The sequence below is a fragment of the Pseudomonas sp. F2 genome, assembly GCF_057174385.1.
In genome coordinates, this window is the sequence record NZ_CM169904.1 from 861,302 (window position 1) to 880,645 (window position 19,344).

General features: G+C 61.3%; 22 protein-coding genes. 9 read left to right on the plus strand and 13 right to left on the minus strand.

Annotated elements, in window-relative coordinates; all coding sequences use genetic code 11:
- Position 1: 1 nt before the first annotated feature.
- Together AC193Q_RS03750 and AC193Q_RS03755 are read right to left on the minus strand one after the other, a co-directional pair.
- Positions 2-238 (minus strand): DUF2789 family protein, encoded by a 237-nt coding sequence (locus AC193Q_RS03750; protein WP_047294978.1) that lies wholly within the window; start codon positions 236-238, stop codon positions 2-4.
- Positions 239-284: 46 nt separating this feature from the next.
- On the minus strand, positions 285-560 hold the full coding sequence (locus AC193Q_RS03755) for a hypothetical protein (RefSeq protein ID WP_483879151.1): 276 nt from the start codon (positions 558-560) through the stop codon (positions 285-287).
- Positions 561-959: 399 nt separating this feature from the next.
- On the opposite strand from AC193Q_RS03755, the gene AC193Q_RS03760 reads away from it, so the two are divergent.
- The 3 genes from AC193Q_RS03760 to AC193Q_RS03770 all read left to right on the plus strand — a co-directional run bounded on the left by AC193Q_RS03760 (position 960) and on the right by AC193Q_RS03770 (position 2,778).
- On the plus strand, positions 960-1,430 hold the full coding sequence (locus tag AC193Q_RS03760; RefSeq protein WP_047294976.1) for a hypothetical protein: 471 nt from the start codon (positions 960-962) through the stop codon (positions 1,428-1,430).
- A gap of 8 nt (positions 1,431-1,438) precedes the next feature.
- Positions 1,439-1,636 carry a hypothetical protein gene (locus AC193Q_RS03765; RefSeq protein ID WP_047295117.1) on the plus strand — a complete coding sequence of 66 codons (198 nt, stop codon included), beginning with the start codon at positions 1,439-1,441 and terminating at the stop codon, positions 1,634-1,636.
- A gap of 128 nt (positions 1,637-1,764) precedes the next feature.
- Positions 1,765-2,778 carry an ABC transporter substrate-binding protein gene (locus AC193Q_RS03770; protein ID WP_095666877.1) on the plus strand — a complete coding sequence of 338 codons (1,014 nt, stop codon included), beginning with the start codon at positions 1,765-1,767 and terminating at the stop codon, positions 2,776-2,778.
- A gap of 110 nt (positions 2,779-2,888) precedes the next feature.
- On the opposite strand, the gene AC193Q_RS03775 is transcribed toward AC193Q_RS03770, so the two are convergent.
- Entirely contained in the window at positions 2,889-5,021 is a 2,133-nt protein-coding gene (locus AC193Q_RS03775; RefSeq protein ID WP_483879152.1) for a TonB-dependent receptor, read from the minus strand.
- 92 nt (positions 5,022-5,113) lie between these two features.
- Positions 5,114-5,503, minus strand: a complete 390-nt coding sequence (locus AC193Q_RS03780; RefSeq protein WP_483879153.1) for a DUF2946 domain-containing protein — start codon at positions 5,501-5,503, stop codon at positions 5,114-5,116.
- Between the two features lie 94 nt (positions 5,504-5,597).
- Between AC193Q_RS03780 and AC193Q_RS03785 the strand changes: the two genes are divergently transcribed.
- The gene (locus tag AC193Q_RS03785) at positions 5,598-6,038 is read left to right on the plus strand and encodes a DUF3995 domain-containing protein (RefSeq protein WP_047294968.1); all 441 of its coding nucleotides are present in this window, start codon (positions 5,598-5,600) and stop codon (positions 6,036-6,038) included.
- Between the two features lie 146 nt (positions 6,039-6,184).
- Here AC193Q_RS03785 and AC193Q_RS03790 read toward each other — a convergent pair whose 3' ends face one another.
- The 7 genes from AC193Q_RS03790 to AC193Q_RS03820 form a co-directional block, all read right to left on the minus strand.
- Positions 6,185-6,547, minus strand: a complete 363-nt coding sequence (locus AC193Q_RS03790) for a Na+/H+ antiporter subunit G (RefSeq protein WP_121184908.1) — start codon at positions 6,545-6,547, stop codon at positions 6,185-6,187.
- Positions 6,544-6,822, minus strand: coding sequence for a K+/H+ antiporter subunit F (locus AC193Q_RS03795; RefSeq protein ID WP_003225959.1), 279 nt, complete (start codon positions 6,820-6,822; stop codon positions 6,544-6,546). The genes AC193Q_RS03790 and AC193Q_RS03795 overlap by 4 nt, the downstream gene beginning before the upstream one ends.
- A complete protein-coding gene (locus AC193Q_RS03800) occupies positions 6,819-7,307 on the minus strand; it encodes a Na+/H+ antiporter subunit E (RefSeq protein WP_047294965.1) in 489 nt (162 codons plus the stop codon). The genes AC193Q_RS03795 and AC193Q_RS03800 overlap by 4 nt, the downstream gene beginning before the upstream one ends.
- On the minus strand, positions 7,304-8,983 hold the full coding sequence (locus AC193Q_RS03805) for a monovalent cation/H+ antiporter subunit D (protein WP_483879154.1): 1,680 nt from the start codon (positions 8,981-8,983) through the stop codon (positions 7,304-7,306). Before AC193Q_RS03805 ends, AC193Q_RS03800 begins: the two co-directional genes overlap by 4 nt.
- Positions 8,980-9,324: a Na+/H+ antiporter subunit C gene (locus tag AC193Q_RS03810; protein WP_003225953.1), complete on the minus strand. Its 345-nt coding sequence runs from the start codon at positions 9,322-9,324 to the stop codon at positions 8,980-8,982. The genes AC193Q_RS03805 and AC193Q_RS03810 overlap by 4 nt, the downstream gene beginning before the upstream one ends.
- Positions 9,324-12,242 carry a monovalent cation/H+ antiporter subunit A gene (locus AC193Q_RS03815; protein ID WP_047294961.1) on the minus strand — a complete coding sequence of 973 codons (2,919 nt, stop codon included), beginning with the start codon at positions 12,240-12,242 and terminating at the stop codon, positions 9,324-9,326. Before AC193Q_RS03815 ends, AC193Q_RS03810 begins: the two co-directional genes overlap by 1 nt.
- A 213-nt stretch (positions 12,243-12,455) precedes the next feature.
- Positions 12,456-13,394: a DMT family transporter gene (locus tag AC193Q_RS03820; RefSeq protein ID WP_095666872.1), complete on the minus strand. Its 939-nt coding sequence runs from the start codon at positions 13,392-13,394 to the stop codon at positions 12,456-12,458.
- Positions 13,395-13,479: 85 nt separating this feature from the next.
- Between AC193Q_RS03820 and AC193Q_RS03825 the strand changes: the two genes are divergently transcribed.
- Together AC193Q_RS03825 and AC193Q_RS03830 are read left to right on the plus strand one after the other, a co-directional pair.
- Complete coding sequence (locus AC193Q_RS03825) at positions 13,480-14,043, plus strand: helix-turn-helix domain-containing protein (protein WP_047598262.1); 564 nt, start codon at positions 13,480-13,482, stop codon at positions 14,041-14,043.
- Positions 14,044-15,438 (plus strand): FAD/NAD(P)-binding protein, encoded by a 1,395-nt coding sequence (locus AC193Q_RS03830; RefSeq protein ID WP_483879155.1) that lies wholly within the window; start codon positions 14,044-14,046, stop codon positions 15,436-15,438.
- A gap of 188 nt (positions 15,439-15,626) precedes the next feature.
- On the opposite strand, the gene ppnN is transcribed toward AC193Q_RS03830, so the two are convergent.
- A complete protein-coding gene (ppnN, locus tag AC193Q_RS03835) occupies positions 15,627-17,000 on the minus strand; it encodes a nucleotide 5'-monophosphate nucleosidase PpnN (RefSeq protein ID WP_041062856.1) in 1,374 nt (457 codons plus the stop codon).
- Between the two features lie 223 nt (positions 17,001-17,223).
- Between ppnN and AC193Q_RS03840 the strand changes: the two genes are divergently transcribed.
- Positions 17,224-17,751, plus strand: a complete 528-nt coding sequence (locus AC193Q_RS03840; RefSeq protein WP_483879156.1) for a DUF3087 domain-containing protein — start codon at positions 17,224-17,226, stop codon at positions 17,749-17,751.
- Here AC193Q_RS03840 and AC193Q_RS03845 read toward each other — a convergent pair.
- Positions 17,748-18,134 (minus strand): DUF2784 domain-containing protein, encoded by a 387-nt coding sequence (locus AC193Q_RS03845; protein WP_483879157.1) that lies wholly within the window; start codon positions 18,132-18,134, stop codon positions 17,748-17,750. The genes AC193Q_RS03840 and AC193Q_RS03845 overlap by 4 nt on opposite strands.
- 152 nt (positions 18,135-18,286) lie before the next feature.
- On the opposite strand from AC193Q_RS03845, the gene AC193Q_RS03850 reads away from it, so the two are divergent.
- Together AC193Q_RS03850 and AC193Q_RS03855 are read left to right on the plus strand one after the other, a co-directional pair.
- On the plus strand, positions 18,287-18,985 hold the full coding sequence (locus tag AC193Q_RS03850; RefSeq protein ID WP_483879158.1) for an AzlC family ABC transporter permease: 699 nt from the start codon (positions 18,287-18,289) through the stop codon (positions 18,983-18,985).
- Entirely contained in the window at positions 18,985-19,296 is a 312-nt protein-coding gene (locus AC193Q_RS03855; RefSeq protein ID WP_177327894.1) for an AzlD domain-containing protein, read from the plus strand. The genes AC193Q_RS03850 and AC193Q_RS03855 overlap by 1 nt, the downstream gene beginning before the upstream one ends.
- Positions 19,297-19,344: the final 48 nt, after the last annotated feature.

The window sequence follows — 19,344 nt, forward strand, 5'->3', positions numbered from 1 at the left end:
ATTAACGTCCGTCGTGCAGGCGTACGTTCAACTCATCGACCAGCACCGCTTCTTCGCCGTCGGCGCGCAACCACTCTTTCAGAAGTTGCGCCTGTTGCGGCGTCCAGAACTCGGCATCAATCAACTTGGTGTTGGCGTCCAGCGGATGCGCTTCGATGAAATCGTCGATTGCCTCGTTTTCCGAAGGCAGGCCCAGTTGGTCGAACAAGGTTTTCAGATCATAGGCTGGCAGTTCCATCGTTTACTCCTTTTGCGTAGGCCGGAATGGCGCTGTCGCTCGCTCTTTATATGAGGCGGCCGTTGGACAAGAGTTCGATTCGTGATTCAAGCGAGCGGGCAAGAGCGCACGCTTCGTTATGATCTTCGCGGAAACCTCTTACACGACCGGTGGATGATTCTTTGATATGAAAGAACGCGTTGCCCGCCGGAACTACCTGAAATCGAGGTCTGTGATTGCCTGGTCCGTGTTCCGCCAGTTCAGCCAAATCGGTGCCTTGCAGTACGAATGGCGTATCGATACCCGGGTTGGAAGGCTGGGCAAAGTGAGTCAGAGTGCACATATGAAGTCCTTTTCATGAGATAGCCGACGGTTACAGGTCGGTTCGGGTAGTCGGAAGGAGCATCGCTGCTCTAGAATCGCCAGTGTCTGTTGGCGACAGGTGCCTATCTAAAGCAATTTTTTACCGGCGATATGTCGGAAAAGGGCTTTTTTTCGTCAGCTTTTTCCCTAAGGTTTGTAGTCCGTCTTCGTTGCGCTTCAATGAAGATTTTTCCTTCAAAGCCTGGCGAACGTCGAGGCAAGTTTCTCGCCTGACTTTCCAGTAGTCTTGCGAACTTGTGATGTATGGGCGCTCCGCTTGTTTCAGGTGTACTGAAGTCAATCGGTAACAGCATCGGCCTGGCCGTTTTTTTGCCGTGCGCGTTTTGCGCAGGTACTTTTCAGATGTGGGGATGTTTCCTTGGCAGTCAGTAATCTCGATATGCATGCTTTGTTCGTGTTGGGTGATTTGCGTGCAAAGCTGGTCAAGCTGTTTCAATCGCGTTTTGTTTACATCACCGAACAGAACGCCGAAGGTATTTACGTGGCCGAGATCGACACCGAAAGTGCATTGGTGGTCGATGACAAACCGGGGCTCAAGCTCAAGGTCGGCGATCATTTCAGCGCGGCCGTGCTGCCCAGCCGTGAAGGCGGCAAGATGGACATCCGCTTTCGTGAAATCAAACTGACGGTGTACGGCCTGGGCGATTACGCTTTTGTCGATACAGCGGAGGGTCACGCGATCCTGTTCAAGGAAGGCCACAGCGTGGTGACGGTGTTTGCCGCGCATCAGCAATTGCAGGAAGGCCTGACCAAAACCCTGAAAGCGGTCACCGGCAAAGCCGCGAAGTGGCGCAAGGGCGAGTTGGTCACGTTCAAGGCCAGCGAGTGACTGGCGATTTGAGTCGCGCTGACTTCCATTCCCGGCACCTCGAGCGAGCACGTGAAGAGGCTTTGCGGTTGTTCAACGCCAAAGCCGGGATGCAAGGCGCGTGGTTGAACTGGGTGGCTGCACAGATCTACACGTTGCGGCCTGCGGAATACGCCAGCATGGTCAGACGCGAGCTGCAAAGCTTGCAGGAAAAGTCTGAAACGTAACCTCGTCGGGATAGGGTCCCGGAAAAAGCAGGAACCTCGGCTACAGTCAGTTGACTGAGTATTCAGAGGCTTGCGGTCTTCTGCCAGGCCATCCTGCTACTGCTGTGAACAGCACGAGGTGCAAAAGCATGAAAGGATTTCGACGGCTACTGGCCGCCAGCATGGTCACGTTTGGTGTGCTGACATCGGCGCAACCGGTGACGGCGGCGCAAACGCCCATCCATTTTGCCGACCTGAACTGGGAAAGCGGCAGCCTGATCACCGATGTTCTGCGGATCATCGTCGAGAAAGGTTATGGCTTGCCGACGGATACGTTGCCGGGCACCACCATCACCCTGGAAACGGCGCTGGCCAACAATGACATTCAGGTCATTGGCGAGGAGTGGGCCGGGCGCAGTCCGGTGTGGGTCAAGGCCGAGGCGGAGGGCAAGGTCGCCAGTCTCGGTGATACGGTCAAGGGTGCTACCGAAGGCTGGTGGGTGCCGGAGTACGTGATCAAGGGTGACCCGGCCAAGGGTATCAAGCCGCTGGCGCCAAATCTGCGCAGCGTCAGTGACCTGAAGCAATACAAGGACGTGTTCAAGGACCCGGAAAACCCGAGCAAGGGCCGTTTTCTCAACAGCCCGATCGGCTGGACCTCGGAAGTGGTGAACAAGCAGAAGCTGAGCGCTTATGGCCTGCAGGATGACTACACCAACTTCCGCAGTGGGTCGGGTGCGGCGCTTGATGCCGAAATCAGCTCTTCGATCCGCCGGGGCAAACCGGTGCTGTTCTATTACTGGTCGCCGACACCGTTGCTGGGGAAATTCAAACTGGTGCAGCTGGAAGAACCACCGTTTGATGCCGAAGCGTGGAAGACCCTGACCGATGCCGATAACCCCAATCCGAAACCGACCCGTTCGCTGGCGTCGAAGTTGTCGATTGGCGTGTCTACGCCGTTCCAGAAGCAGTATCCGCAGATCGCGGCATTCTTCAGTAAGGTGGATTTCCCGATCGAACCATTGAACAAGGCGTTGGCCGAGATGAGCGAGAAGCACACTGCGCCGCGCCAGGCGGCAGAAGCGTTCATGAAGGCGCATCCGGAGGTGTGGCAGGCGTGGGTGCCGAAGGATGTGGCGGAGAAGGTCTCCGCCAGTTTGTAATCGCTCTCTGTAGGAGCTGCCGCAGGCTGCGATCTTTTGATCTTGATCTTAAAAAATCAAAGTCAAAAGATCGCAGCCTTCGGCAGCTCCTACAAGGGATCCGGTTAAGTTCAGAACCTGGTTTGCACCGCCAATTCAAAGGTGCGCGGCGTACCCAGGTAGTAAGCCGGTGATACATGCGCAAACTCGGCGTACACCTCGTTGGTCAGGTTGCGCACCCGGCCGGTAACGGTGGTGTGCGAATCGACCTTGTAGCTGAGGAAGCTGCCGAACAGTGTGTACGACGGCACGGTCATGGTGTTCGCCGTGTCCGCATACACCGACGCCACATACCGCGCATCGACCCCTCCTTGCCATTGCGGCGAAAAATCATAAGTCAGCCATAGATTGCCGACCCGATCCGGGACGTTGGTCGGTGTGTTGCCCTTGCGTGAAACCACCACGCCGGCGGCGTTCTTTTCGGTGAAGTCGTCGTATTGCGCATCGACCCAGGCGAAGTTGCCTTCGGCCAACAGCTTGTCGGTGATCCGCAGGGAGCTGGCGATCTCGATGCCCTTCGAGGTTTGCTGACCGACCGGGATGCTGCTGGTTGGGTCCAGCGGATCAGTTACAGCGAAGTCTTTGCGTTCGATGGTGTACGCGGCAACCGTCGCCGCGCCACGGCCATTGAGGTAGTCGAACTTGCTGCCGATTTCCCACTGTTTACCGGTTGAAACATCGAAGTCCTGCGTGCCGTTCGGTTGTTCGGCGGCGGTGCTGTATTGCACGTAGACGTTGGCCGACGGGATGAACTGATAGGTCAGGCCAACGCGCCCGGTGACCGGCTCCCAGCTGCGTTTGAGGTGCTTGGGATTGGCGGCCGTCACCGTGCGATGGTTGGTCACGTCGAGGTCGATGTCGTCGTAGCGCAGGCCGGTGAGCAGCGCCAGTTTGTCGGTCAGGGCCAGACGGTTTTCCGCGAATAGCGCTTTGGTCGTGACTTCGTTGGTCTTGTCGCTGATCAGCGCCGGGTTGGTGCCGGGAATATCGTAGAAATGCCCCGGGCGGTAGTTGTTCGGGTCGACCGTGCTCGCGCCTTTGATATTCAGCGGCGAGTTGGTGGTCTGGTTGACCTTGTACTCGAAACCACCGGACCACGTCGTGTCGAGACCGAAAAGCGTGTTGTCGTGGCGCAGTTCGAATTGGTTGCCGTTCTGCTCACCCTGATGCCGCACTTGATACGCGGTGGAGCGGTTCACCGCGGTGTTGTCGGCGTTGTACTGATAGGTTTCGAGGTTGCGATAGTCGCGCTGGCTGTCAAGGTGATACAGCGTGTTGCGCAGGGTGGTGCTGTCGTTGATCCGGTAATCGATGATCGAGCGCACCCAGATCGTGCGCTGTTCGTAGCGCCCGTCCTCGACGTTGTAGTTGTTGAAGCGGTTGTGGTTGTCGATCTTCAACTCGCCAGCCTTGGGGTTGAGCACCGGCGTGCCCCAGTACGGGCTGTCTTCGTGTTCGTCCTGATATTCCAGGGCCAGCGTGTGCGACAGGTCCGGCGTAAGGTCGCTGAGCAACGAGAACGCCACGCTCCAGGCATCGCGTTCCTGGCGGTCAATGTAGCCGTTGCTGGTGTTGTGGCTGACATCGAGGCGCGCATAGTGCTGCACGTCGGCGCTCGGGTCGGTCAGCGCATGGTTGAGGCCGAACGCGGTTTCGGTGGTGTCATAGCTGCCGTAGCTGACGCGCCCTTCAGCGGCTTGTTCTTCGCGGGTTGCCAGTTTGGTCACGTAGTTCAGCGAGCCGCCGACCGAGCCTGCGCCGTTGATCAGCGACGACGGGCCGCCCACCAGTTCGACCCGATCATAGATCCACGCATCCACCGGCCGGGCGAGGCCGCCGGAGACGTTGATGCCGTTGAACATCTGGGTGATCTGGCTGCTGGTGAAGCCGCGATAGGAGACGAATCCGCCAAAGCCTGGTGGTGCGCTGGCATTTACCCCCGGCAGGGTGTTGGCGGCGTCCTGGAAGTTCTGCGCGCCGTGGCGTTCGATGTCGTTGCGATTGGCGATGGCCACCGAAGCCGGTGTGTCGCGCACGCTGAGGCCGAGGCGCGAAGCCATGCCGCTGGATTGCTCTAGGCTCAGGCCCGGTTCGCTGGTGGATTCGCCGTCGATGGTGATCGGCGCCAGATCCACGGAGGATTGCGCCCAGGCGTTAAGGGACAGGCAGCCGCACAGGCTCGCCAGCAGAGGAATATGTTTCATCGTTGAATCCTGAATGCTTGTCTAGGAGTCAGCGCACAGGCGAACGCCGCGCGTTGGCGCAGTGAGCTGAAAAATCAAAAAGGCAAAGACACTCAGGCGAGCGGCGGGGCGCGAGGGTTGGCCGAGGGCCAGGTGAAGCGGGCAGGGAGGTCGGCGCTGACGATGGGCGCCAGCGGCGGGCTGTGGAGCTCGGGCAGCATCGCGAGGGTCAGGCTGGAGTTGAATGCCGGGCCCATGCCGCCGCCGACCGAGCACAGCGGACAGCCGAACGCCTTGGACAGGGTCGGCAATGGTTCTTCGCTGGGATTGCTGCTCAGCGGCGCTTGGGTGGCCGGGTCGACCGTACAGAATTGCCCGCCGATGCCGTTGAGCTGCATCCCGACCATTTGCCCGTGACCGATGCTGCAGGCGAACACGTTGAACAGGACGCAGCAATAAAGCATCCAGGCCAGCAGTGAGCGATCGGAACGGGTGAATTTCATGGGGCGGCACTTTACCGTACCGCCGATCGGTCGTGCACTTCAAAAAATGCCGACTAGGATGTTTTGTTCAAATCCCCAGAAAGGATTCTCGACCATGACCTTTGTGTTGGCTCAATGGCTGGTGACGATATTTGCGGCAATCGCCCTGGTACACGTGTACTGGGCGCTGGGTGGGCAATGGGCGGCGGTGGCGGCGGTACCGCAAGTCCCGGTGCAAGGACTGGTGGCGACGGTGCGACCGGCATTCAAACCGTCTGGCTGGATCACCCTGTTGGTGGCGGCAGCCTTATTGGTGATCGCCGCGCTAGTGTGCATGCGGGTCGGCTGGGGCATGCCGCCGGTGCATCACAAGGCGCTGCAGTGGGTGATCAGTGCGATTGCGTTACTGATGTTTGCCCGGGCGATCGGCGATTCGCATCTGGTGGGTTTTTTCAAGGAAGTGAAGGGGTCGCGATTTGCGCGGCTGGATACCTGGGTGTATTCACCGCTGTGTCTGTTGCTGGGGGCGGGGTTGTTGGCGGTGGCTTGGGTCTGACCCGGTTCATGTGTTGGCAGTACCGGCCTCTTCGCGGGCAAGCCCGCTCCCACAGGGTTTTGGATGGAATCCATTACTTGTGAACACCCACAATCACTGTGGGAGCGGGCTTGCCCGCGAAGAGGCTTGCCCCAGACACCGCCGAATTATTTACCACTCTCGGTCCTGCGGCTACTCACCTCAGCCGGCACATCATCCCCGGCCATGCGCTTGCGGAACAACGCCGCCCGCGCCAGCAGCAACGTGGTCACCGGCACCGTAATCGCCAGCAGGATCGGAATCAGCCAGGCATGCATCACCGGCCCGGACTTGAGTGCCGAGAAGCAGATGATCGACGCCAGCGCCACGCACCACGCGCCCAACGTCGAGGCCAGCGCCGGTGGATGCATGCGCTGGAAGTAATCCTTCATGCGCAGCAAGCCGGCTGCGCCAAGCAGCGCAAACACCCCGCTGAGCACCAGTAGAATCGCCACCGGAATCTCGACCCACAACGACAATTGCGCAGTCATTCGATCACCTCGCCACGCAGCAGGAATTTCGCCAGGGCAAATGAACCGACGAAGCCGAACAGCGCGATCAGCAGCGCTGCCTCGAAGTAAGTGTCACTGGAATAACGAATGCCCAGCGTCAGCATCATCAGCATGGCGACGATGTACAGATAATCCAGTGCCAGGACTCGATCCTGCGCCGACGGCCCCTTGAACAGGCGGATCAGGGTCAGGACCATCGCCAGCGAGAACAGGAACAGCGTCAGCAGAATCGCGTTCGACAGCAACGGGCTCATTCGAAAATCTCCATCAACGGCTGCTCGTAGGCAGTCTTGAAGTGGTGGATGAAGTGCGCCTCGTCATCCAGATCCCAGACGTGTAGCAGCAGAATGCTGCGATCCAGCGCCAGCTCCGACCAAACGGTGCCCGGCACCACGGTGCAGATCATCGCCAGCGCGGCCAGACCGTTGGCGTCGCGCAGGTCCAGCGGCACTTTGACGAAGCGTGAGCGTGGCGGTCGGCGACCGGCGTTGAGCACGCCCCAGGCGACGATCAGGTTGGAGAGGATCACGTCACGGCCGACCATCACGAACAGGCGCAGAATTGTCAGCGGGCGGCGAATACGCACCTGTTTCGGGCGCAGCTTGCGCATCATCAACGGTGCGGCGAACCCGAGTATCGCGCCGAGCAGCAGGTTGCCCGGGCTGACGGAGAGATTGAGTGTCAGCCACAAAACCCATAAAGCCAGTGACAGCAGCGGAGCCGGGAACACGCGCTTCATGGCTGCACCTCCAGCATCGCGGCTTTGGCTTCCGGACTTGGTACGGCGCGGGTGCCGAGCACGGCCATCACGTATTGCTGCGGGTTGTTCAGCGCTTCGGCGGTGGCCTGGGTATAGCGCAGCAGCGGTTCGGCTTTGAAGGTCAGGGCGATGCTCAGCCCCAGCAACAGGAAAACCGGCGCACATTCAAGTTTGCGCAGCAGCGGTGAAGGGCGCTCTTCCGGCGTCCAGAAGCGCTGGACACCCATGCGCGCGAACGCCATGAGAGAGGCCAGCCCGGAGAGGATCAGCAGCGCCAGCAACGCCCAGGACGCGTTGGAAATCGGCGCTTCATCGCCCAGCCCCAGTGGATTGAGCAGCGCACCGATCAGACTGAGCTTACCGATGAACCCGGACAGCGGCGGCATGCCGATGATCAGCAGGGCGCAGGCAATGAAGCTCAGGCCGAGAAACGCCATGGTCCACGGAATGACCTGGCCGACCACGGCTTTCTGCTCGTCGTCGAGGTTGATGCCCTTGGGCGGTTGCAGGGATTCCTGCGGACGCGGCAGCAACTCGCTTTCATCCTCCAGCGGGATTTCGTTGGCCGAACGCGAACGCTCGATCAACTCCGCCAGCAGGAACAGCGCACTCAGGGCCAGGGTCGAGCTGACCAGATAGAACAGCGCCGCGCCGATCAGGTTCGGCTGGGCGAAACCCACCGCCGACAGCAGAATCCCCGCCGACACCAGAATGCTCAGGCTGGCCATGCGCTCCAGGCGTTGCGCAGCCAGAATCGCCAGCGCGGCGCAGGCGATGGTCGCCATGCCGCCGTAGATCAGCCAGTCGCCACCGAAGAACGCCGATGCCCCGGCCTGGCCGGAGAACAGCAGCGTCCACAGGCGCAGCAGGGTGTAGACGCCGACCTTGGTCATGATCGCGAACATCGCCGCGACCGGTGCGCTGGCCGAGGAGTAGGCCGGCACCAGCCAGAAGTTCAGTGGCCACATGCCGGCCTTGGCCAGGAATGCAACTGCAAGAATTCCCGCGCCAGCATGCAGCAAGCCACGGTCGGCTTCCGGCACCAGCGGGATCTTCAGCGCCAGATCGGCCATGTTCAGGGTGCCGGTGACGCCGTAGATCAGCGCCGCGCCAATCAGGAACAGCGACGAGGCCAGCAGGTTGATCGAGATGTAATGCAGGCCCGACGATACCCGCGCCCGACCCGAGCCATGCAGCAACAGGCCATAAGAGGCCGCGAGCAGCACTTCGAAGAACACGAACAGGTTGAACAGGTCGGCGGTGAGGAACGCGCCGTACAGGCCCATCAGTTGAATCTGGAACAACGCGTGGAAGCTCGAGCCCGCGCCGTCCCAGCGCGCCATGGCGAACAGCAGGGCGCTGACGCCGATGATCCCGGTCAGCACCAGCATCAATGCCGACAGGCGATCGACCACCAGCACGATGCCGAACGGCGCCTGCCAGTTGCCCGGCAGGTACACGCCGATGGAGCCGGGCACGCCGGTGGTTTGCGTCCATTGCAGCAGCATCACCGAAATGAACAGGCCGACGAGGCTGGAGAACAGGTTGATTTTCGCCTTCAGCGGCCGGTGTTTTTCGCCCAGCATCAGCATCACGGCGGCGGTCAGCAGCGGCAGCAGGATCGGTGCGGCGATCAGGTGAGTCATCGCCATCATTCCTTGGGCTCCCGGCCGTCGACGTGGTCAGTGCCGGTCAGGCCCCGCGATGCCAGCAACACCACCAGGAACAGCGCGGTCATGGCAAAGCTGATGACGATTGCAGTCAGCACCAGTGCCTGTGGCAGCGGATCGGTGTAGTGCAGCAGGTCCTGGGTCACGCCGTCCTTGATCACCGGTTCTTTACCGATGAACAGGCTGCCCATGCTGAAGATGAACAGGTTGACCGCGTAGGACAACAGGCACAGGCCCATGACCACCTGGAACGTCCGTGGTCGTAGCACCAGCCACACGCCGGACGCGGCGAGGACGCCGATGGCGATTGCGATGACTTCTTCCATCAGACGGCTCCTTTGCTGGCGACGGACTTGGGCAGCGACGCGGTCTTGTGACCACGCACCGATTGGTGGGCGAGAGCGGTGAGGATCAGCAGCGTCGAGCCCACGACCACGGCGTACACGCCGATGTCAAAGAACAGCGCGCTGGCAATATGGATGTCGCCCAGCAGCGGCAAGGCGAAATGCCAGGTGTGGGTGGTCAGGAACGGATAACCGACCGCCATCGCGCCGAGACCGGTGGCGGTGGCGAACAGCAGCCCGGTGCCCATCCAGCGCAGCGGTCGCAGGCTCATTTGCGCCTCGACCCACTGCGTCCCGGCGACCATGTATTGCAGGATGAACGCCACCGACATCACCAGCCCGGCAACGAAACCGCCGCCCGGCTGGTTGTGGCCGCGCATGAACAGATAGCACGACACCACCAGCGCAATCGGCAGCAACAGGCGCACCAGCACCGCCGGCACCATCATGAAGCCGAGCGCGGTATCGCTGGCGCTGCGCGGGTTGACCAGATCGGTGACCACGTCCGGCGCGAGCAGGCGTTGCTGGGCCGGTAGTTGCAGGCTTTCTTTCGGCGGGCGGAAACGCCGGAGCAGGGCGAACACGGTCAACGCCACGGCCACCAGCACGGTGATTTCACCCAGGGTATCGAAGCCACGGAAGTCCACCAGCATCACGTTGACCACGTTGCTGCCACCGCCCTCGGGCATGGCCCGGCTGAGGTAGAACGAGGAAATATCGTTGGGCGTCTGCCGCGTCAGCATCGCGTAGGACAGCAGCGCCATGCCGGCGCCGACCGCAATCGACAACAGCAAGTCGCGCAGGCGCCGCACCCGGGCCTTGCGCAGGCTCGACGGCAGTGGCGAGACTTCTTCGATGCGTCGCGGCAACCAGCGCAGGCCGAGCAGGATCAGCACCGTGGTCACCACTTCCACCGCCAGTTGCGTCAGGGCCAGATCCGGCGCCGAGAACCAGACGAAGGTCACGCAGGTCATCAGCCCGCAGACGCTGACCATGGTCAGGGCGGCGAGACGGTGATACTTGGCCTGCCATGCGGCGCCGAGGGCGCAGGCAATCGCCAGCAGCCACAGGGTCACGAACACGATGGAGCCCGGAATCTTCGGCCGGTCGCCCCAGCTCAGCTGGCTGTGCAGCATCGGGATCAGGCCGGCGAGCACTGCCGCCAATACCATCAGGAACAGTTGCATCTGCAGGCGGCGGGTGCCGAGTCGACGTTCTACCCGGCGGGCCATGCGCATCATCAGCACCAGACTGCGCTCGAACAGCCGCTTGCCGTTGAAGCGACCTACCAGCGGCGGGTATTTGAAGCGGCCACGCTTGAGCTGATTGCGCAGCAGCAGATAGACCACGATGCCGCCGGACATGGCGATCAGGCTCATGATCATCGGCGCATTCAGACCGTGCCAGATGGCCAGGCTGTACTCGGGCAGCGTTCCACCCACTACCGGCAGTGCGGCGGCCGCGAGCAGCGGACCGACCACTTGCGCCGGGAAAATCCCGACGATCAGGCAGGTGAACACCAGCAGCTCGACCGGCGCTCGCATCCAGCGCGGCGGTTCGTGCGGGGTGTGCGGCAGGTCGGTGGCCGTCGGGCCGAAGAACACGTCGACGGTAAAGCGCAGCGAGTAGGCGACGCTGAAGGTGCCGGCGATGGTTGCGACGATCGGCAGGGCCGCTTCGACCCACGCGGTGGCATTGATGAACACGGTTTCGGCGAAGAACATTTCTTTCGACAGGAAGCCGTTGAGCAGCGGTACGCCGGCCATCGACGCGCTGGCAACCATCGCCAGGGTCGCGGTGAACGGAATCAGTTTGATCAGGCCGCTGAGCTTGCGAATGTCTCGGGTGCCGCTTTCGTGGTCGATGATCCCGGCGGCCATGAACAGCGAGGCCTTGAAGGTCGCGTGGTTGAGAATGTGGAACACCGCGGCGACCGCCGCCAGCGGGCTGTTGAGGCCCAGCAGCAAGGTGATCAGGCCCAGATGACTGATGGTCGAGTAGGCCAGCAGACCCTTGAGGTCGTTCTGGAACATCGCGCAGTAGGCGCCGAGCAACAGCGTACACGCGCCGGCGCCGCTGACGATGTAGAACCATTCTTCACTGCCGGACAGCGACGGCCACAGGCGTGCGAGCAGAAATACCCCGGCCTTGACCATGGTCGCCGAGTGCAGATAAGCCGAAACCGGAGTGGGCGCCGCCATGGCGTGCGGCAGCCAGAAGTGGAAAGGGAACTGAGCGCTTTTGCTGAGGGCGCCGATAAGGATGAGGGGAAGCAGGATGGGGTAGAGGGCATGTGCGCGAATCTGATCGCCGGCGGCCAGGACCTTGTCCAGGTCATAGCTGCCGACGACATGGCCGAGGATCATGACCCCCGCCAGCAGGCATAGTCCCCCGGCGCCGGTGACCATCAGCGCCATATAGGCGCCACGCCGGGCATCGGAGCGGTGGTGCCAGTAGCCGATCAGCAGGAACGAGAAGAGGCTGGTCAGCTCCCAGAAGAACACGATCTGGATCAGGTTGCCGGAGATCACCAGGCCGAGCATGGCGCCCATGAACGCCAGGAAGAAGGCGAAGAAGCGTGGCACCGGGTCGTCCGGCGACATGTAATAACGCGCATATAAAGAGACGAGGGCGCCGATGCCCAGCACCAGCAGCGAGAACAGCCAGGCGAAACCATCCATACGCAGGACGAAGTTCAAACCGAGGCTGGGCAGCCACATGAATTCTTCACGGATCACGCCGCCGTGGGCGATTTGCGGGTACAACAGCGCGACCTGCACGGTGCCGATCAGAGCGACCAGACCTGCCAACAGGGATTCGGTATTACGCGCATTGTGTGGCAGCACCGCTGCCAGACAGCTGCCAATGAATGGCAGAAGCAGTAGAACTATCAGGGACATAGGCTTCTAATCTGCGGAAGTTTGTGAAGCATCATACGTGCCAGCTCCCTGATTACCAAACGCCAGGATGTCTCAGAATCCTACAAAGTAGTCTGAAAAAATTGGTTTGGCTTTGTTTCAGGGGCGAAAAGATCGCAGCCTGCGGCAGCTCCTACATTGGAATGCATGTCCCTGTAGGAGCTGCCGCAGGCTGCGATCTTTTGATCTTCGCGCTCAATTGCCGCTGTCATTCTCCAAGGCACCATCAACTTCGACGTCAACCTTACCCTTGGTCTTCAACTCACTGACAATCACCGCCGCGACAATCAACCCTGCACCCACCAAGGCAATCGCCGGCAAGCGCTCCCCGGCGATCCGCCCGACGATCCCGGCCCACACGGGCTCACCGGCATAGATCAACGTTGCCCGGGTCGGCGAAACGCTTTTCTGCGCCCAGTTCATCGCCACCTGAATTGCCGCACTCGCCGCGCCGAGTCCCAGTGCGGTCACCAGCAGCGTCCAGGAAAAATCCGGAAGTGCCTCACCGGTCGGCACCACCAGCAGGAATGACAGCACCGAGGTCGCTGCCAGTTGCACCACGGTCACCCGGCGTACATCGACTTGGCCGGCATAGGTGCTGATCAGAATGATCTCGGCGGCAATCGCGATGGCGCTGATCAGCGTGGCGATTTCGCCGGGGCTGAAATTCAGCGCAGCCCCGGACGGCCCGGACAACAGCATCAACCCGGTAAACGCCAGCATGATGCCAATGCTCGGCATCAGCCCCGGCCGACGGCCCAGCACCAGCCATTGCAGCAATGGCACGAAGGGCACGTACAACGCGGTGATGAATGCCGACTGGCTGCTCGGGATCGTTTGCAGGCCAACGGTTTGCAGGCCGTAACCGAGCATGATCGCCACGCCGATGAAGGTCCCGGCCTTGAGTTCGAACAGGGTCAGGTTGCGCAAGTGGCGCCAGGAAAACAGCGCGACAATGGCGGCCGCAGCGGCAAAGCGCAGGCCGACGAAGAACATCGGGCCACTGACGGTCATGGCGTGTTGCACCAGCAGAAATGTACCGCCCCAGACCATGGTGATCAGCACCAGCACGCACTCGGCCTTGCTGAAGCGGGAGAAGCGAAGAGGGGTGGGGGAGCTGTTCACTGACGTCATGACCTTGCGCACTATAAAAGGCAGGACGCACAATGCGCCCAACGTTGCGCAGTATACTGCCCAACCCCACCGAGTGAGCAATATAGTGCACAAAGATTCCAGCCAACGGGCGTCCGTCCTGCAACACGTCAGCCACAATGTTCGGCGCCTGCGCCACGCTGCTGACATGAGCCAGACCGCGCTGGCCGAAAAGTCCGGCGTCAGTCGGCGCATGCTGGTGGCGATCGAGGCCGGGGAAAAGAATGTCAGCCTGACCACCCTCGACCGCGTCGCCGAAGCGCTCGATGTAGCCTTCAGCGACCTGATCCAGGCCCCAGACGCACGCGATACCAGTCGCATCAACGAAGTGGCGTGGGCCGGGGTGATTCCCGGGAGCAAAGCGGTGCTGCTGTCCAAGGCCACCGCCACCCGTGAAGTCGAACAATGGGAATGGTGTCTGCAACCGGGCGAGGTCTACCCGTCGCAACCGGACGCCGATGGCTGGAGTGAGCAGATCTATGTGTTCGAAGGTTGCCTGACGTTAACGGTGGGTGAAGTGACCAATACCATTGCGACTGGCGAGTTTTTCATGTTTGCCAGCAACCAGCCGCACGGCTATCGCAATGACGGGCCGGTGGCGGTGCGCTTTGTGCGCAATGTGGTGATTTGAATGAATCAGCGTGCAGACATCCTGATCATCGGCGGTGGCCTCAGCGGCACGATGCTGGCCGTACAATTGCTGCGACTGCCCGGCCAGCGGCGGATCCTGATCATCGAACCGCGCGCCGAACTCGGCCGTGGCGAAGCCTACAGCGCCGTCGAACTGGGCCACACGCTCAACGGCAATGCGGCGCGCATGAGTGTCGACCCGGACAACCCTGATGACTTGACCCAATGGCTGACTGCGCACATTGCCGCCGGCGGCTGGCCGGAGTCCGCCGAGCAGAACGTGCCGGTCAGTGAACTGTTCCCGCCGCGCGGGCTGTTTGGCGTGTATGTGCAGCAGCGCCTGGCCGAGGCGCGAGTCGTTGGTGCGCGGCACGGTTCGACCGTCGAGCACGTTCGCGCCGAAGTCGTCGATCTGCAAACCGATGCTGATTCGGTGCAACTGACCCTGAACGATGGGCAGCACCTGAACGGCGCCTTTGCTGTGCTCGCCACGGGCATGTTCCCCGCCGCGCGCACGCCGCAGAAGGATTCCAGCGGCCTGAATGCCGCTGCGCTTGATCCATGGGACGTCGCGGCCATGCGCCAGCTCGATCCGCAGTCACCCGTGCTGATCATCGGCTCCGGGCTGACCATGGTCGATGCGGTCGTCTCTCTGGAGCAGGCCGGGCATCGCGGGCCGATCGACGTGTTTTCCCGCCATGGACTGTTGCCCCATGTACGTCGGCAACCGCCGGCGTGGGTGGATTTCCTTGCGCAAGATCCGGGCATTCGCACGCCGCGACAGTTGCTGCACGAACTGCGCAGGCATTGCCGTGCAGCCATTGCCCAAGGCATCGACTGGCAGGCGCCGCTGGACACCGTGCGAGCTAATATCGGCCGGCTGTGGAGTCAGGCGACTGACGTGCAGCGAAGACAATTCGTACGCCATGTGCGGCCATGGTGGGAGAGTCATCATCATCGTTCGCCACCGCTGAGTGCGGCGTTGGTTGAACGCTTGCACAACGAGGGACGGTTGCGGATTCAGGCAGCGTCGTTCAAGGGGCTTGAGCCGAGTACGCAGCAGGGTGTCAGCATTCGCATTCGGCCACGCGGTGAGTCTGAGACTCGCGTGGTACACGGCGCAGCGCTGATCAATTCCAGTGGCATCGAGTATGACTGGCGGCGCGTGGCGCGACCGTTGCCGCAGCAGTTGCTGGCGCGTGGGCTGGTGCGTCCGGGGCCGTTGGCGTTGGGGATTACGGCAGCGGTGGACGGCGCGGTGCTGAACGCCGAGGGGCAAGTCGCCAGCCGTTTGTTCGCCATGGGCCCACCGCTACGCGGAATGTGGTGGGAAAGCACGGCAGTGACGGATGTGGCGTTGCAGGCCAAGGCATTGGCGGCGCGATTGGCGGGATAAGGTGATGCTGGTCTTTCGCGAGCAAGCTCGCTCCCATGGGGGACTCTGCCTGGAAAGACCTGTGCGCCACACAACAGATCCTGTGGGAGCGAGCTTGCTCGCGAAGAGGCCGTGCCAGTCAACATCCATGTTGCCTGACACACCGCTTTCGCGGGCAAGCCCGCTCACACATTGGGTGGCCGGAAGAGTTACGCCACCACGCGATAGCACGGTACATACGCCGCGCCGCCCGGCAGTTTCATCCGGTGCTGGGCGACGAAGGCTTTGAGCAGCGCGTCGAGCGGTTGCATGATCGCTGCGTCACCACGGATCTGGTACGGCCCGTGTTCTTCGATCAAGCGGATGCCCTTGTCCTTGACGTTGCCGGCGACGATCCCGGAGAACGCGCGGCGCAGGTTGGCGGCCAGTTCGTGGGGCGGCTGGTCGCGGTGCAGCTTGAGGTTGGCCATGTTCTCGTGGGTCGGATCGAATGGACGCTGGAAGCTTTCGTCGATCTTCAGCAGCCAGTTGAAGTGGAAGGCGTCGTTGCGCTCGCGGCGGAACTGTTTCACCGCTTTGAGGCCGGCCGTCATCTGCCGGGCGACTTCGGCCGGGTCGTCGATGATGATCTCATAGTGCTGCTTGGCCGCATCGCCCAGGGTGGCGGTGACGAAGGCATCGAGTTGTTCGAGGTACGGCGCGGCATGTTTCGGCCCGGTCAGGATTACCGGGAACGGCAGGCCCTGATTGTCCGGATGCATCAGGATACCCAGCAGGTACAGGAACTCTTCGGCGGTGCCGGCGCCGCCCGGGAAGATGATGATGCCGTGGCCGACACGCACGAACGCTTCCAGACGTTTTTCGATGTCCGGCAGGATCACCAGCTCATTGACGATCGGGTTCGGCGCTTCAGCGGCGATGATCCCCGGCTCGGTCAGGCCAAGGTAGCGCCCACCGTGGATGCGCTGCTTGGCGTGGGCGATGGTCGCGCCCTTCATCGGGCCTTTCATTACACCGGGGCCGCAACCGGTGCAGATGTCGAGGCTGCGCAGGCCCAGTTCGTGGCCGACTTTCTTGGTGTATTTGTATTCCTCGGTGTTGATCGAGTGACCGCCCCAGCACACGACGATTTTCGGCTCGACACCCGGGCGCAAGGTGCGCGCGTTGCGCAGCAGGTGGAACACGTAGTCGCTGATGCCTTGTGAGGTGCTGAGGTCGATGCGTTGGCTGTCGAGTTCGTTTTCGGTGTAGACGATGTCACGCAGGGCGCTGAACAGCATCTCGCGGGTGCTGGCAATCATTTCTCCGTCGACGAACGCGTCGGCCGGGGCGTTCAGCAGTTCGAGGCGCACGCCGCGATCCTGCTGGTGAATGCGAATTTCGAAGTCCTTGTAGGCTTCGAGGATGGTCTTGGCGTTGTCAACATGCGCGCCGGTGTTGAGGATGGCCAGGGCGCACTGGCGGAAGAGGGTGTAGGTGCTGCCGGATCCGGCTTCGCTCAGTTGCTGCACTTCACGTTGAGAAAGGGTTTCCAGGCTGCCTTTCGGGCTGACCGAGGCGTTGATTACGTGTCGTTGGGTCATGCAATGATCCTTAAAACGATGTCATTCCAATGGCAGGCAAATGGCATCCGAATAGTGTGTATCCATGAATGAAGATGGCACGATCTGCGCTGTACCGCCATGTCCCCGTTGGACGCTGAAAAGATGAAAAGGGCCCCCAGCATAGCTAAATCGTGCACAGAGGCGATAATGCGCAACGAGTTTTTTCCGTTGCCCTTTTTATCGTTCAAGGAAGTCATGCCTGATGTTCGAGATCCAGCCGATGGACCCAGCAACGTTTCGCCAGCAGACCCGTCGCAGCACGCTGATCATTGCCGTGCTGTTCCTGGTGTTGGCGATGGCGCTTTCGACGGCGGCGGTGGCGCTGTTCGGTGAACCCGGCGGCGATAATCTGCGTTTCAATGTCGGCGGAGTGTTCGTCGCGTTTCTGTTGACGGCGGCGCTGATGCGCGGGCAGTTCTGGCAGCAGCCGTGGATGGCCCCGGCGGTCTATAGCTGGCGGCTCAAGCGCAGCCTGATGAGTGTGACCAACGTGATGCATCAGGTGACAGCGGCCGTTGAACAAAACGATCCGACGGCGATGAAGGTGCTGCGTTTCTATCATCTGGGTTTGACCCAGATGCACGAACTGGACGGTAACTCCAGCGATCACGCGCAGTTGCAGCGGGAGGTCGCAGCGCACCAGGAGCGGATGCAGGCGCTGGGTCTGGAGATCGACCAGAAGCGCCTGGATCCGGCCTGGCTGCAAGCCTTGAAACCCGCCACGCGTTAAAACGGGATGCGGCTGGCGCGGCGCAGTTTCCACACACGGGCCAGACGCCCGTAGACCAGCAGGTTGATCACCAGCACCACGCTGCCCAGTGCCAACTGGATCTGTGGCGTCAGACCTGCGGGGTAGATGATCGGCCACACGTAGTGCTCGATGAAGCCGCCGGCGTATTCGGTCTGCCCGGCGGCGTGGCGCATCAGGTTTTCCCAGTAGGTCAGCGGACAGGTCAGGTGCAACACCTCGACTGCCACGCCCCACGCCGCCGCCGGCAGATGCAGCCACATCAGGCGTGGCCATTTGAGCACCAGCAGCCCGCCGAACAGCACGAACAGAATGAATGACAGATGGAACAGCACCAGCCCGTCGGCTGCGATTCGGTACAGCATGTCGTCTCCCTGACACGGTTGTGAAGGCCTCCATGGTACGCCGACAGCGGCGCCCGGGCGTGGCGATTCAGCGCAAGTGCGCAAGATTGTTCAAGCCACGAAAGGGCATTTGCTGGCAGAGTCTGCGACCGTTTCCTCGGTTGAAGAGTGTTATGTCTGACTCACTTATGCCGGGCGGTGCGTTTCTTCGCGGCGCTGCGGCGATCATGCCGTTATCGTTGGCGACGGCGCCATGGGGGCTGCTCGCCGGCTCCATGGCGATCGAAGCCAATCTCACACCGCTGCAGGGGCAGGGCCTGTCGAGCATTGTGTTCGCGGGCGCCGCGCAACTGGTGGCGATCGGCATGCTCAAGGGCGGTGCCGGGATTTTCTCGATTCTGCTGACCACACTGCTGCTGACCTCGCAGCACCTGTTGTACGGAATGAGCATGCGCTCGGTGATCTCGCCGCTGCCCGGGCGCTGGCGCATCGGTCTGGGCTTTTTGCTCACCGATGAACTGTTTGCCCTGACCAGCCAGCATGACCGCCAGCAATTCAATCGCTGGTATGCCTTGGGCGTCGGCCTGACGTTCTACATTGCATGGAACCTGTTCACCCTGGCCGGCATCGTCCTGGGCAGCAGTATTCCGGGACTTGAGCATCTGGGCCTGGACTTCTCGATTGCCGCCACTTTCATCGCATTGATCACCCCGGTGGTGCGTAACGTGCCGACCGTGGTTTGCGTGGCGGTGTCGCTGTTCTGCTCGGTGCTGTTCAGCTATTGGCAATGGGGCTCGGCACTGGTGCTGTCGGGGCTGGCCGGGATGACCGCAGGATTTGTCTGCAACAAGTTGTATCGGGGGCGCACATGATGGTCTGGGCAGTGATAGTCGGCATGGGGATTCTGGTGTTCCTCAACCGCTACGTGTTTCTCGAGCCGCGCCTGCCATTGCGTTTGAGCAGCAACGCGCGGCAGTTTCTCGGGTTTGCCGTACCGGGAATGTTGACGGCGATCTGCGGACCAATCGTGTTCATGCCGGACAAACAGTTGAATGTGCAGTGGGATAATCCGTATTTGCTGAGTTCGCTGGTTGCGATCGGCTTGGTGCTGTACACCCGCAATACGTTGCTCAGCATGCTTTTAAGCATGGCGTTTTTCTTTTTGTTGCGCTGGTGGTTGTAAGTTGACGGGGAAAAACTGTTCTACGCTTATTGGATGATTATTGTCGAC